Origin of the sequence: Candidatus Dactylopiibacterium carminicum (assembly GCF_014736495.1) — a bacterium.
GTDB classification, from domain to species: Bacteria; Pseudomonadota; Gammaproteobacteria; order Burkholderiales; family Rhodocyclaceae; genus Uliginosibacterium; species Uliginosibacterium carminicum.
In genome coordinates this window covers 43403-56687 of the sequence record NZ_MDUX01000012.1, presented here as the reverse complement: position 1 = coordinate 56687, position 13285 = coordinate 43403, and the positions used below count along the sequence as shown (strand labels likewise).

Genomic DNA, 13285 nt, shown 5'->3' with positions numbered 1-13285 from the left:
TTTTATCCACAGGGCTTGTGGGGAAACCAGAAACGTAATATCTCCGCAATATCTTGCGTCGCTAAACGCACAAAGCACTTTACAAGAATGCGACAAGTAATTGACGCGAAATGACATTGATGGACGTATAAGGAAAATCTTTGCAGCGCATCGTCCGAGTCGCCCTGCCGCTTCCCTTGCCACGCCTGTTCGATTACAGCGTTACGGGCGAAATATGTCCGCAGATCGGTCAGTGCGTGCGTCTGCCCTTCAGGGCCGGGGAGAAGACCGGCGTCATCGTCGCGCTGGACCCGTCCGACTCCCCTCCGCCGGAAAAACTCAAACCCGTGCTGGAAGTCCTGCGCGAGTTGCCGCCACTGCCGGCGCAATGGCTGGCGCTGACCGCCTTTGCCGCGCGTTACTACCAGCATCCGCTGGGCGAGGTAGTCTCGGCCGCGCTGCCGCCAGGCATCCGCCGTGCAGTGAGCCTGCCGCGCGATGACGACCCCTGGCTGGCGACCACGCCGGAGGGGCGTGCGACGCTGGGGCAGGCGGTGAAACTCACGCGCGCGCTGGCTGCCGTGCTGGCGGTGCAGTCGGCCGGCGCGCGGCGCCGCAGCCAGTTGCTGGGCGATCTGGAAGGCGATGCTTCGGCCGCCATCCGTGAAGCGCGCAAGCGTGGCTGGCTGGAGGTCGTCGCCCGCGCAGGCGAGCGTGATCCCATCGGCGCGTTGGCGCTGAACGAGGCCCAGGCGGCGGCTGTGGCTGCAGTGAATGCAGCCACTGGCAGCTTCAAACCCTTCCTGCTGTTCGGTGTCACCGGTTCGGGCAAGACCGAGGTCTACCTGCACCAGATCGCCCATACGCTGGCTGCCGGCAAGCAAGCGCTGATGCTGGTGCCCGAGATCGGGCTGACGCCGCAATTGATGGAGCGAGTCGCCAGCCGCTTTCCCGGTGCGAATCTGGTCTCGCTGCATAGCGGCATGGCCGATGGCGCCCGCTCGCTGGGTTTCGTGCAGGCGCTCAAGGGTGAGGCGGACATCGTGCTCGGCACCCGGCTTTCCGTTTTCGTGCCATTGCCGCGTCTGGGGCTGATCGTGGTCGACGAGGAACACGATGCCTCTTTCAAGCAGCAGGATGGCCTGCGCTACTCGGCGCGCGATCTGGCCGTATGGCGCGCCCATCACGAAAGCCTGCCGGTGGTGCTGGGCTCGGCCACGCCCTCTCTGGAAACCTGGCAGCAGGCCGAGGCCGGGCGCTACACGCGGCTGGATCTGCCCGTGCCGGCCGTGGCCGAGCGCCCGCCGGCGCTCAAGCGCATCGACACCCGCCGCGTGAAGCTGGACAACGGCCTGTCGCCGGCACTGGTGAAGGCCATCGGCGAACGCCTGACGCGTGGCGAGCAAAGCCTGGTCTTTCTCAACCGGCGCGGTTACGCGCCGGTGGTGGCCTGCGCGCAGTGCAACTGGGTCAGCGCCTGTCCGCACTGCTCGGCGAACCTGGTTTTCCACGCCGCCGATGGTCTGCTGCGTTGCCATCATTGCGGCCACGAGACGAAGGCGCCACGCGCCTGCCCCGATTGCGGCAACCAGGATCTGCACGCCTTCGGCCGCGGCACCCAGCGGCTGGAAGAGCGTCTGCGCGAATATTTCCCCGACGCGCGCATCGAACGCGTGGATCGCGACGCGGTGCGCACGCCGACGCAGTGGGAAGAAGTGCGATCCCGCATCGAAGCCTGCGAGATCGACGTACTGGTCGGCACGCAGATGCTTGCCAAGGGGCACGACTTCCCGATGCTGACATTGGTCGGCATCGTCGGTGCGGATGCTGGTCTGTACGCGGCCGATTACCGCGCGCCCGAGCGCCTGTTCCAGCAGTTGATGCAGGTGGCGGGGCGCAGCGGGCGCGGTGAGCTGCCCGGCGAGGTGCTGGTGCAGACCGAATTCCCCGAGCATCCGCTCTACGAGCATCTGGCGCGCCGCGACTATCCCGGCTTTGCCAGGCGCGAGCTGGGCGACCGCCGCCTGGCCGGCTTTCCGCCCTGGGGACATCATGCGGTGCTGCGCGCCGAGGCGCTGGTGCTGGACGAGGCGGTGGCCTTTCTGGCAAGGGCGCGCGAACTTGCCGAGGCGCAGCAGAGCCCGGTGCGCCTCTACGATGTGGTGCCGATGCGTCTGGTGCGGCGTGCACGGCTGGAGCGCGCGCAGCTGGTGCTCGAATCCGATTCGCGCCCGGCCCTGCAGGCGCTGCTGGTGGCGCTGATGCCGCTGCTCTATGCACTGAAGACGCCGCGCGAATTGCGCTGGCATGTGGATGTGGACCCTGGAGAACTATGAACACGACAGGAAACGCGCCGGCGTTGCGCTGCGCCTGCCTGGTCGCCGTGGAGGGTGGCCGGCTGCTGTTGGTGCGCGTACGCCAGAACGCGCACTGGTGTCTGCCGGGCGGCAAGATCGAAGCCGGGGAGTCGCCGGTGCAGGCCTTGCAGCGCGAGCTGGCCGAGGAACTGGGTATTGCCTTGCTGCCTGAGAGCATCCGTCCGCTATATACGGTGACCGGGCCGGCCTACGGCCAGCCGGGCGAGGTCGAGCTGGTCTGCTTCTCGGCGCGTTGGCAGGGCGGTATCCGCGCGCAGCAGGAAATCAGCGCGGTCGACTGGCTGCCCGTCACCGCGCTGGCGCAATTCGCACCCGCTGTGCAGCAGCTGTGCCGTGAGCACCTGCTGGCGGCTTGAGCTGCATCAGGCCGCTGCCGCGCGGTTGGCGAAACTTGAGGCGAATCAAGGGCGGGGCAGAAGAGGGCTTCCTAGACTGGGCCATCCCTTTGCACAACAGGAAAGCCCCCCATGTCATACGCTGATTTCCCTGCCTACCTCACCGCCGACCATCGCCACTGCGACGAACAGCTCGGCGCCTTGCGCAAGCTCGCTCTGGCGGCCGACTCGGCCACTGCGGCCCAGACCTTCGAGGCTCTGAACCATGATGTGCTGGCGCACTTCGCCGCCGAGGAAGAGGTGCTGTTTCCTGCCTTCGAAAGCGCTACCGGCATGAGCTGCGGGCCCACCCAGGTCATGCGCATGGAGCATGCCGAGGCGCGCGAGCTGCTCGCCGATCTGGCCGAGGCAGTGTCCGGCCAGGATGTCGATGGCGTGCGCGGCCATGGCGAAGCGCTGCTGATCCTGCTGCAGCAACACAACATGAAGGAGGAGAACATCCTCTATCCGATGGCGTACAACGTGGCCGGCGCGAATGCGGGCGAGCTGGGGGCACGCATCGCCGGACGGCGCCAGCACTGATGCGCACGCTGGATGTGCGTGGGCTGGTGCCCTGCGAGCCTTTCGAACGTGCGCTGGAGGCGCTCGATGCGCTGGCGTCGGGCGAGCGCCTGACGCTGCTCATAAGCCGTGAGCCGTTTCCGCTCTACGACTGGCTGCGCGAACACGGCTTTCGCTGGACGACGCTGCCGCCAGAAACCGGGCAGACGCATTTCACCTTGCAGATCCAGGCGCCGGTGCAGGAAGGCTGAGCATGGTCATCGCCTCCACGGATGCCTCGCCGGCGCCCGGCATCAGCTTTATCCACATGCTCTGCGGGCTGGCCGGCATGCTTGCCGCAGCGCTCCTGCTGCTGCACGAGCCGATGGCGCTGCTCACGCGCTGGCATCCGGCCACGCTGGCGGCGGTGCATCTGTTTGCCCTCGGCGGCCTGATGCCGGTGATGTTGGGCGCGCTCTACCAGTTCGTGCCGGTAGCGAGCGGCTTGTCGCTGCCGCGCCGGGGTGGTTTCGATTACTTGATCCTGGCCGGGCTGATGGCCGGTGCGGCCTTGCTGGCGATGGCGTTCCTCGGCCTGTATGCCGACGGCTTCCTGTGGGCCGGCAGCCTGCTGGCGGTCAGCCTCGCCACGGCGGCGGCGCGCCTGCTGCGTGCGTTGTGGACGCCGGCGGCCAGCGGCGTGCTGGTCGGCCTGCTGCGCGCCAATGGTCTGGCGCTGGTGGTCACGCTGATCCTGGGGCTGCTGCTGGTGGGCGTGCTGGCGTTCGGCTGGCCCTTGCCGCTGGTGCCGCTCGTCGATGCCCATGCGCTGTGGGCATTGGCCGGCTGGGTGGGCGGGCTGATCGTCAGTGTCGCCACCGTGGTGGTGCCGATGTTCCACGTCACGGATGCCTATCCAGCACGCTGGGCGCGCGTGGCGCGTCTGCTGCCCCTGCCGTTGCTGGTGGGCAGCCTGGCGCTTTGGGGCGGCTGGCCGGTTGTCGCCCGGATTGCCTGGCTGCTGCTGGCGCTGGCAGGTGCGGTCTTCGGCGGGCTCACCTTGCGCCGCGTGCTGGCCGCACGGCGTGGCGAGCGTGATGCCTTCCATTGGGGCTGGTGCGGCGTCGGCGTGCTGTGCCTGGCGCTGGCTGTGGCGGGTGGCCTCGCAACGCTGCTCGACGATGCGCACTGGGGCATGGTCTTCGGCCTGCTGGCGCTCGCCGGGCTGGGGGGCGGCACGGTCAGCGTGATGCTCTACCGCATCGTGCCCTTTCTCATCTGGCTGCACTGGCAGCGCGCCAACAAGGCCCGCGTGCGTCTGCCGCTGCTGCACCAGATCGTGCCCGAGCGCGATCAGCGCGTGCAACTGATGCTGGAGCTCGCGGCCGTGCTGCTGTTGCTCGGCGCGATCTTCCAACCCGGCCTCACCCAGCCGGCCGCGCTGCTGTATGCCGCCGCCAAATTCCTGCAGATCGTGCTGCTGGCACAGGCGATGCGCGATTTCCGCCAGCGCCTCGCGTTGCTGCGCCGCCTGCCGCCGAAGGTACGGGCTGCGCCTTAGGAGACAAGAAAGATTTGCCGCAGGGCGATGGCGCTCCTGCGGCAAATCTTGGGCCCGATCGTCTTAATGTCGCTGAGGCCAGACTTGGGGAGGTGATGCCTTATTGGCCTGAATGTTTAGGTTTGAAAAGGCTGGGATTGGTACGACGGTGAGGTTGGCGCTGTCGGTAAAGAACAGGGTTTTACCATCCAGACTGATCGTGGCTTTCAGTGACGAGCAGTTACGAGCGCCATAACTCATCGGGCAATCCACCACGCTGGGCAAGATTTCGCTGTCGCTGAGTGGAAGTGTTGCTTGTGTCCCTGCTGCGATACCGGCATCAAAAACATAGAGACGGAGTTTTTTCTCCGTACTGCTTGCCGACACAGGCGATGCAAGTAGATAGACGTGCGAACCGTCCGGCGATAAGACTCCCGTCACTGCGGAATAGTCCGCGTCAGGGATGACGGCCTCACCGATCAATTTGAAATCTGCATCGTAGACTTTTTGCTCCAACAGGGCCCGATTGCCGTCATCCGAAAGGGACATTGAATATACGAACTCGATGTTCGATGAATTTTCTTTCAGGACGGAAGTGCTGGCGTCCATATAAAGCATGGGGGGCCTTGGAGAGATGCTTGATGATTGAAAGACCAATAGTCGTTCTCCATTGCGCGACATAGCGGTCCATGGCCCGTTATAGAACATGGTCCGTAGCTCGGGCTGTATTGAGAGCAGTTGGATCGTGCGTGTCCGATAGTCGAAATAGGACAGCGTATTCCATGAGCTGCTTTTATCTGTTGTAAGCCAGGACCGCCCATCGTTGGTCGTGGAAATGCCGAGCCCCGTTTCTGGAACGGAGGCAAATCCGGAAGGGTGGGACAGAGAGAAGATTGTTCCTAGCGTCTCAGGGTCCAGAAGGCTAAGGGTGCCACTGGAGGTAGTTACGATGATTTCTGAGCCGTTCGGCCCTAGACCCACGTCCAGTATGGCGGGAATGGAGACCGCATCTGTGGCCCAGCCCGAGCCTGTGAAGCGAGCGCGGGTGAGCGTCCCCATTTCGGTGTTGGCTGCGTATAACGCCTTGCGGACGGGATCAAATACGACAGATCTTTTTTTACCAGGTACGGGAACGACGGCTGTCGTGTAGTTTTCCGTGTCGATGACGTGCAGGACTTTTGACGGCGGCGTGAAATTTAAGGCGTTGCTGATTCCGACGACATGTTGTCCCGCAACATCGGCCCTGAGACGTACGGTTATCTGTGTGTCTCCCGTGGGAGTGATGCTGATCGGCGTCAGATTGCCCAGCGACAGGCGCGAAACCAACCCGCTTACTTTTGCGAAGCCGCGCCCGCGTATATAGAGCATTGCTTCCCGGTCTTTCATCAGCGCGTGAGGACCGAGGACATCAATCTCTGGCAATTCTTTGCGGACCGACACGGTAAACGACTGCGGGCTTTGTGCACTCTGGCTCGGTGTGATGGTGATGGTCGCCGTGTGGGTACTGAAATTCTCCCAACTGTTTAGGGCTGTTTTGGATATGGAATACTCGACGGCATCATCGGTATTGCCCGCTGCACGCGTCACCACCAGCCAGTTCGCATCGCTGCTGGCCGTCCAAGTAACGCCGTCAATATTGCTGCGAACCGGGGTATGAGCGGAGAGCTCGGCATCAGTGGTCTGCGCGTTGACTACGAGATTGATGTCATCCAGTTCGGCAAGGCTGCCAGCCACATGAAATCGGACTGGAATTGTAACGGCTGGGCTGGTGTCGGCCAGTGGTGTGACGGTGAGGTTGGCGCTGTAGTCGCCTTGAGCGAGGGCGGCTGCGGAAGCCACCACGCTGACACTATCCACGGTCTGGTTAACGCTGAGCCAGCCTTGTCCTTGTGCGTACTGCGTTGTGATGCGGATATCGCGCTTGGCGTTCGGGTCCGGGAAAATGACGTTCAGGACTTGGGCCGCGGCGCTACTTCCTTCTGTTGTATCGAAATCCAAGCTGCCTGGCTGCACCTGCATCGTGCCAATGACGTTGACTGAATACGGGAGTGTGATGGGGGTTCCGCCAAGAGGGGCAGTACAGGCCGCGTCCGAACAAGCATAGAACGTGATCTTGCCTGTATAGGTGCCAGCAGCCAGCGTCGAACGTGGGAAAACGTCGAAACGGGCCTGCGTGTTGGACAGTATCGTTGTCGTGATATTCGGGAGGATTGCCTCTCCCTCGACGAAGATCTTGATATAGAGCTGGGTGAGTGATTTGGGTAGGCTGCCGTGAATCGTGGCGGTGACTGAGCTGCTTACACCGCCTGCCGATCCCTGTCGGAACTGAAGGGAGATGTTGTCCTTGTCGGTTGATATCCGCATACCAGAGTCGTCGCCACCACCTCCACCACCACCACCACCTCCGCATGCGCCAAGCGCGATGGTAAGGATCAGGCATGACACGGCGACCAGTAGTTTTCCTAAGTTCACTCTGTTTTTCCCCCGGGATCGTTTATCGGGCTTGCCGCTGCAGGCGTTCCCTTTACGCACTTTCAGCGCGGGCGGATTCTAGAGAGGAATTTTCAAAGGTGTTAATTTTGTTAAATGTCGTTTGAGTGCGATCAGAAACTCGATTTCCTTGTAATAAGTATTGCTGTTGGCGGTAACAGGCCTAGCCTACCCAGGCTCAACATCTTCCGTCTCTTTCAGGGTCTTGGCTCATGATCACGCTCGAATTCCTCGTCACTTCCTTTGTCGTCGTGCTGATGCCGGGCACGGGCGCCTTGTTCACCATTTCCACCGGCCTGGGGCAGGGGCGCCGTGCTTGTGCGTATGCCGCGCTGGGTTGCACCGCTGGGATCATTCCGCATCTGCTGGCCACGGTGCTGGGGCTGGCAGCTGTCATGCACACCAGTGCGCTGGCCTTCCAGCTCCTCAAGTACGCGGGCGTGGCTTATCTCTTCTATCTGGCCTTCATGACCTGGCGCGATCGCGCGGCATTCGCGCTGGAAGGCGGGCAGGCGCCGGTTTCGCCGCTCGGGCTGGTGGTGAAGGCGATCCTGCTCAATCTGCTCAACCCGAAGCTGACGATCTTCTTCCTAGCCTTCCTGCCGCAGTTCGTGGATCCGGCTGCCGCGCGGCCCTTGCCCGGCCTGTTGCTGCTCAGTGCGGTGTTCATGGTCATGACCTTCGTGGTTTTTCTGGGCTATGGGCTGCTGGCGCACGCTTTCCGCCGCCTCGTCATTGAGTCCGCCGGCGTTCAGCGGGCGCTCCGCTATGGTTTCGCGGCGGCGTTCGCGGCGCTTGGCGCGCGCCTGGCGATGAGCGAGCGGTGAGACACTTCCGCCTCGTGTTCTGGCGCAGCATCTGGAATCCACAATGGTGCGCGTCGCCTGTTTTGCGAATGCACCGCTTTAGTGCAAAATCGAATATAGGTATGTGAATAACATCGTTGGATGCCTGGAAACCGGGGCGTAGGCTTCGTTCCCCGGCCGCTATGCGGCCCCGTGATTCCAAGGAAAAGACGATGAAGAAACTGACTTTGCTCACCCTCGTTTTCGGGCTCGTCGGCCTGGTTCCGCTGGCCCATGCCGACCGGCTGGCCGATATCAAGAAGGCTGGCGTGCTGCGCGTTGCGGCTTTTGACGCCAACCCGCCGTTCGGTTTCGTCGACGCAAAGTCGAAAAAGATCGTCGGTCTGGATGTGGACTACGCGGATGCGCTGGCGAAGAAGCTCGGCGTCAAGCTCGAAATCGTGCCGACCAATCCGGCCAACCGCATTCCGCTGCTGAGCGCGGGCAAAGTGGACCTGGTATTCGCCAACTTCACCATCACCGAAGAGCGCGCCAAGGTGGTGAATTTCAGCATCCCCTATTTCGCTTCGGGCACGCAGTTCATCGCCAAGAAGGGCACGCTCACCTCGCCCGAGCAGCTCAGCGGGCTACGCATCGGCGTGGACAAGGGCACGACCAACGAGATCCAGCTACGCGAGCAGTTCCCCAAAGCCACACTGGTGGCCTATGACGACACTCCCTTCGCCTTCACCGCGCTGCGCAACGGCAACGTGCAGGCTATCTCGCAGGACGGCCCCAAGCTCATCGGCCTGCTGGCCAACGTGCCCGACCGCGACAAGTACGAGATTCCGCCGTTCGCGATCTCGCAGGACTACATCGGCGTGGGCGCCCCCAAGGGCGAGACGGCGCTGACCGAGTTGGTCAACACCACGTTGCGCGAGCTGGAAGCCGACGGCCGTGCGCAGAAGATCTACGACGCCTGGTTCGGCCCGACGACGAAGACGCCGCTCAAGCGCATCTTCAAGATCGGCGACAAGACCTGAGCCGCCGCGCCTTTGCTTGAGCAGGGGCATGCCCCCTCGGCCTCCGTTCATGCGGAGGCCTTTGTGTTGAAGGGATGGGGAGTGCGGGCAATGGGCGTAGCCGTTCCGGAATCCGTTCGCACTGAGGTATCGAAGTGCGGGCGGATTTCGCTGCTGACCTTTGTCATCCGCCTGGCCTGGCGCGTATTCCGGCATGCACCGAAATGCCTGCCAGCCCCCCACGACACTGGATGCCGCAGGTAAGCTCCCGCCCCCGATGTTCCGATGGACTCTTCCTTGATATCCACTTTTCTCGCGGACGGCTTCCTCGCCCCCAAGTATCTGGGCTGGCTGCTCGACGGCTGGCTCATGACGCTGTGGGCCTCGCTGCTCGTGGTGCTCGCCTCGACCTTGCTGGGCATGGCGTTCGCCGCTGCACGCGAGAGTGGCCGCGCGCCGCTGGCGCATGCCGCCGGTGTCTATGTCGCGCTGTTTCGCAACACGCCGCTGCTGGTGCAGCTTTTCTTCTGGTACTTCGGCGTGCCTGCGCTGCTGCCGGAGGGCGTGCTCGCCTGGCTCAACGGCACGCATGCCCTGGCTGTGGGCAGCACGGAGCTGCTGCGCTGGCCTTCCTTCGAATTCCTTTCCGCCATCGTCGGCCTGGTGGCCTATTCGACGGCCTACGTGGGCGAGGACATCCGCTCGGGCCTGCGCGGCGTGCCAGCCAGCCAGCGTATCGCCGCCACGGCGCTGGGCTTCACGCCGCTGCAGGCGCTGCGGTACGTGGTGTTACCGCAGGCGCTGCGCATCGCCATGCCGCCGCTGCTCGGGCAGTACATGAATATCCTCAAGAACACCTCGCTGGGCATGGCCATCGGGCTGATGGAGCTTTCCTACCGCGCGCGGCAGGCCGAGGCCGAAACCTGGAAGACTTTCCAGGTCTACGGCGTGGCCACGCTGCTCTACATCGTGGCGATCGCCGCGCTGGAGGTGCTGGCCCATGGCCTGCAGCGCCGCAATGCCCGCCGCTCCCGCTGACGCACCATGGATTTCTCCTTTCTTCAGGACGACCTGACCTACCTGCTCTGGGGCACCTTCCCAGAGGGCCCACCCGGCGGCGCGCTGCTCACGCTGCTGCTTTCTGCCGGTTCCGGGCTGGCCTCGGCGCTGCTCGGGCTGGCGTTCGGCGTGCTGCTGGTGATGCTGCGCGGCCCGGCCCTGGCCGCGCTGACCACGGCGCTCGGCTTCCTGCGCGCCATTCCGGTGCTGATGCTGATCTTCTGGACCTATTTCCTGTTGCCCATCCTGTTCGGCGTGGACGTGCCGGGCGTGCTCTCGGTGATGGCCGCGCTGGCGCTGGTGGGGGGCGCCTACCTCGGCCACGGCGTGGCCGCCGGCATCCGTGGCGTGGGGGCAGGGCAGTGGCAGGCGGGGCTGGCGCTGGGCTTCACACGCTGGGGGGCGTTGCGCCATCTGGTGCTGCCGCAGGCGTTGCGGATGATGCTGCCCTCCTTCATCAACCAGTGGGTGACACTGATCAAGGACAGCTCGCTGGCCTACATCGTGGGCGTGCCGGAGCTGTCCTTCCTCGCCACCCAGGTCAATGCCCGGGTGATGGTGCATCCGGCCGAGATATTCCTGTTCATCGGCGCGATCTACTTCGTGTTCTGCGGCGGGTTGGACCTGCTGGTGTATCTGCTGAACCGCCGTCCCCGACGCGCCTGAGCCTCGTGCCCGTTTCGCACCGAAGGCATTCAGGCCGCGCCCAGGGCTCCCAGCGGTGAGCCCGCCGTTGTCCGGGCACGCCCGGGTTGCGCCGTGGGCACTGGCCGCCCGGCAAACTGCAGGTCTGCCTGCGGTCGGGCGAACAGGAAACCCTGCACCAGATCGACGCCGGCATCCCGCGCAATCTGCCATTGCGTATGGGTTTCGATGCCTTCGCAGACAACCTGCGCTTCCAGATCGTGGATGATTTCCACCAGTTTTGGCAGGATGCGCGCGGCGCGTGAGTCGTGCTGGGCCTGCCGGATCAGCTGGCGATCCAGCTTGACGATGTCTGGCGAGAGCTGCCAGAGCCGGTCGAAATTCGAGTGGCGTGCGCCGAAGTCATCGATGGCGACCTGGAAGCCGCGTTGCTGATAGGCATTGACGGCCGCGATCAGCAGGTCCAGGTCATCCACGCTGGATTCCAGGATCTCCAGCACCACGCGCTGCGGCATCAGGCCTGCCTGACGCAGCAGCCCCTCGAAGGCTTCGCCGTGCGTGCCGCTGCGGATGCTGGAAAGATGGCGCCCATTCACGTTGAGGAACAGGCGGCAGTGCTCGTGCGCCGGCTGGGTGACGAAGTTCACCACATGCACCATGCGGCACAGGCGGTCGAAGAAGATGATCTCGGCGGGATTCTGCGGCAGATCGAACGCGATCTGAGGCGGGATCTGGAGCCCCGTCTGGTTGCGCACGCGGGCGAGTGCTTCGAAGGCCAATGCACGCGCCGGATCCTGGGCGCCGAACAGGGGCTGGAAGACGCTGTGCAGTTCGTACTCGCCGAAGCAGCCCACTGCGCCGCGGTCGTCGAAGCGCAGGCTGTGCTGGCTCAGGCAATGGCGTCCGGCCCAGTGCTCGAAGAAAGCAAGAATGGAGTCGATCCTCATCGCGTCGCCGGGCCCGGCGGCGGGGCGCAGTCAATAAAGGGCCAGCTTAACAGCGGCCCGGCGGCCCGCCGAACAACGCAATTCCTCTTTGTTTATGCCCGAAACGCAGCGTGCGGCGCTGTTATTTTGCCGCCGGGCCGCCCCAAGGCAAAAAAGCCCCCTTGGGGGGCAGCGACCCGCGGAGCGGGAGAGCGTGGGGGCTTTTCTCCCCGCCGGGCCGCCCCAAGGCAAAAAGCCCCCTTGGGGGGCAGCGACTCCGCGAAGCGGTAGAGCGTGGGGGGCTTCTTTGTCGTGTATGCCGCAAGATCGTCCGTTTCCCGCACGAAAAGGCGGCCCGCGTGATCGCGTCTGGCCAGCCGCCCGCGGCTTTCGCCTTCCGGCATGCAACTTGCGCTGTCATCGGTCATCCGTCCGCGCATCGCATGCCATGAATCCTCCCCAGCATTCCGCCGCGCCGCTGCCCGAAACCCTGCTGACGAATTTCGTGAGCCGGCGGCTGGCGCGTGGCAGCCTGGTGAGCACACCGCATGATCCCAACGATCGCATCCTGCTGCTGCGCCAGGGGCGGATCCGCGTCTTCGTGGCTTCCGAGGAACGCGAGCTGACACTGGCGTATCTCTCGCCGGGAGAACTCTTCAGCACCCACACCCGCGCATTCCTGCGTGCCGAGAGCGCCTGCGAGCTGCTGGCGCTGCCCACGCGCGAGTTCGTGCGCACCATGGCCAACGAGCCGGGCATGCTGGCGATGGTGATGCCGGTGCTGGGGCGCATCCTCGACAACAGCATCGCCATCATCGAGGACCTGGCCTTCCGTGACGTCGCTGGCCGACTGGCGCGTTTCCTGTTGCTCGCCGCGCGTCAGCAGGGCAGTGCGGTGGCGCCGGGCGCGCAGGTGACGCTGGCGCTCTCCACGCAGGAAATGGCACTGATGCTGGGCACTTCACGGCAGACGGTATCCAGCCTGCTCAACCAGCTGGAGCGCGAGGCGGTGATCGCCCGTCCGGCGCGTGGCCGGCTGCTGCTGTTGCGTCCCGGGCTGCTGCAGGATTGGCTGGCGCGCGGGCGCCCCGTCGGCAATATGCACAAAGTGTCGGCTGGCTGACAGCGCGGGCGCGAGGGCTTGCATAGCATGGAGCCCATCCAATCCGAGGATCCCATGCCATGTCCTGTTCCTGCCAGAAACCCGGCGGCGGCGCGCCAGACCGCTATGTGAGCTTTTCCGACATCGATTGCGACGGCAACGCCCGTCTCCTGATGGAGATGCTGTATCGCCATCTGGAAGATCCGGCCAAGACCAATGCCTTCTGGGAATATTTCAAGAAGAAGGCTGCCGGCGAAACCGGGCCGCAGCCGGACGATCTGTTCATGGTCCATTGCCATCTCAACCAGCTGCGCGAATTCTTCGAGACCCACGAGGATCGCGAAGCGCAGGCCTTGCTGGAAAAGATCGAGGAAGAGTGCTGCTGAGCCGGCGTCCGCAGGCGGACATCGGCGGGTGTGGCTTGCGGGCAGCGGCGCTGCGGATCGCAAGAATCGGGTGGCGGCCGGCGGGCGCCGGCGCCACA

Annotated in this window: 13 protein-coding genes; 11 read left to right on the top strand and 2 right to left on the bottom strand. The window is 64.3% G+C overall.

Annotated elements, in window-relative coordinates; all coding sequences use genetic code 11:
• Window positions 1-140 precede the first annotated feature (140 nt).
• From BGI27_RS05600 to BGI27_RS05580, 5 genes are all read left to right on the top strand, one after another.
• On the top strand, window positions 141-2315 hold the full coding sequence (locus tag BGI27_RS05600) for a primosomal protein N' (protein WP_095523909.1): 2175 nt from the start codon (window positions 141-143) through the stop codon (window positions 2313-2315).
• Window positions 2312-2713, top strand: a complete 402-nt coding sequence (locus tag BGI27_RS05595) for an NUDIX hydrolase (RefSeq protein WP_095523908.1) — start codon at window positions 2312-2314, stop codon at window positions 2711-2713. The genes BGI27_RS05600 and BGI27_RS05595 overlap by 4 nt, the downstream gene beginning before the upstream one ends.
• A gap of 111 nt (window positions 2714-2824) precedes the next feature.
• Complete coding sequence (locus tag BGI27_RS05590; protein ID WP_095523907.1) at window positions 2825-3274, top strand: hemerythrin domain-containing protein; 450 nt, start codon at window positions 2825-2827, stop codon at window positions 3272-3274.
• Window positions 3274-3504 carry a DUF2249 domain-containing protein gene (locus BGI27_RS05585; protein ID WP_095523906.1) on the top strand — a complete coding sequence of 77 codons (231 nt, stop codon included), beginning with the start codon at window positions 3274-3276 and terminating at the stop codon, window positions 3502-3504. Before BGI27_RS05590 ends, BGI27_RS05585 begins: the two co-directional genes overlap by 1 nt.
• Before the next feature lie 2 nt (window positions 3505-3506).
• Entirely contained in the window at window positions 3507-4793 is a 1287-nt protein-coding gene (locus BGI27_RS05580; RefSeq protein WP_095523905.1) for a hypothetical protein, read from the top strand.
• Window positions 4794-4856: 63 nt separating this feature from the next.
• Here the strand turns inward: BGI27_RS05580 and BGI27_RS05575 are convergent, their stop codons facing one another.
• On the bottom strand, window positions 4857-7244 hold the full coding sequence (locus tag BGI27_RS05575) for a hypothetical protein (RefSeq protein ID WP_141239712.1): 2388 nt from the start codon (window positions 7242-7244) through the stop codon (window positions 4857-4859).
• Window positions 7245-7474: 230 nt separating this feature from the next.
• Here BGI27_RS05575 and BGI27_RS05570 point away from each other — a divergent pair, with 230 nt between their 5' ends.
• The 4 genes from BGI27_RS05570 to BGI27_RS05555 all read left to right on the top strand — a co-directional run bounded on the left by BGI27_RS05570 (window position 7475) and on the right by BGI27_RS05555 (window position 10794).
• The gene (locus BGI27_RS05570; RefSeq protein ID WP_095523903.1) at window positions 7475-8089 is read left to right on the top strand and encodes a LysE family translocator; all 615 of its coding nucleotides are present in this window, start codon (window positions 7475-7477) and stop codon (window positions 8087-8089) included.
• Window positions 8090-8280: 191 nt separating this feature from the next.
• Window positions 8281-9090, top strand: a complete 810-nt coding sequence (locus tag BGI27_RS05565; RefSeq protein WP_095523927.1) for an ABC transporter substrate-binding protein — start codon at window positions 8281-8283, stop codon at window positions 9088-9090.
• A 264-nt stretch (window positions 9091-9354) separates the two neighbouring features.
• The gene (locus BGI27_RS05560) at window positions 9355-10107 is read left to right on the top strand and encodes an amino acid ABC transporter permease (RefSeq protein ID WP_170942943.1); all 753 of its coding nucleotides are present in this window, start codon (window positions 9355-9357) and stop codon (window positions 10105-10107) included.
• 6 nt (window positions 10108-10113) lie between these two features.
• Complete coding sequence (locus BGI27_RS05555; RefSeq protein ID WP_095523902.1) at window positions 10114-10794, top strand: amino acid ABC transporter permease; 681 nt, start codon at window positions 10114-10116, stop codon at window positions 10792-10794.
• Window positions 10795-10823: 29 nt separating this feature from the next.
• Here the strand turns inward: BGI27_RS05555 and BGI27_RS05550 are convergent, their stop codons facing one another.
• On the bottom strand, window positions 10824-11720 hold the full coding sequence (locus tag BGI27_RS05550) for an EAL domain-containing protein (RefSeq protein ID WP_095523901.1): 897 nt from the start codon (window positions 11718-11720) through the stop codon (window positions 10824-10826).
• Between the two features lie 427 nt (window positions 11721-12147).
• On the opposite strand from BGI27_RS05550, the gene BGI27_RS05545 reads away from it, so the two are divergent.
• Window positions 12148-12822 carry a Crp/Fnr family transcriptional regulator gene (locus BGI27_RS05545; protein WP_170942944.1) on the top strand — a complete coding sequence of 225 codons (675 nt, stop codon included), beginning with the start codon at window positions 12148-12150 and terminating at the stop codon, window positions 12820-12822.
• Window positions 12823-12881: 59 nt separating this feature from the next.
• Window positions 12882-13187 carry a N(2)-fixation sustaining protein CowN gene (gene cowN / locus BGI27_RS05540; RefSeq protein ID WP_095523899.1) on the top strand — a complete coding sequence of 102 codons (306 nt, stop codon included), beginning with the start codon at window positions 12882-12884 and terminating at the stop codon, window positions 13185-13187.
• Window positions 13188-13285: the final 98 nt, after the last annotated feature.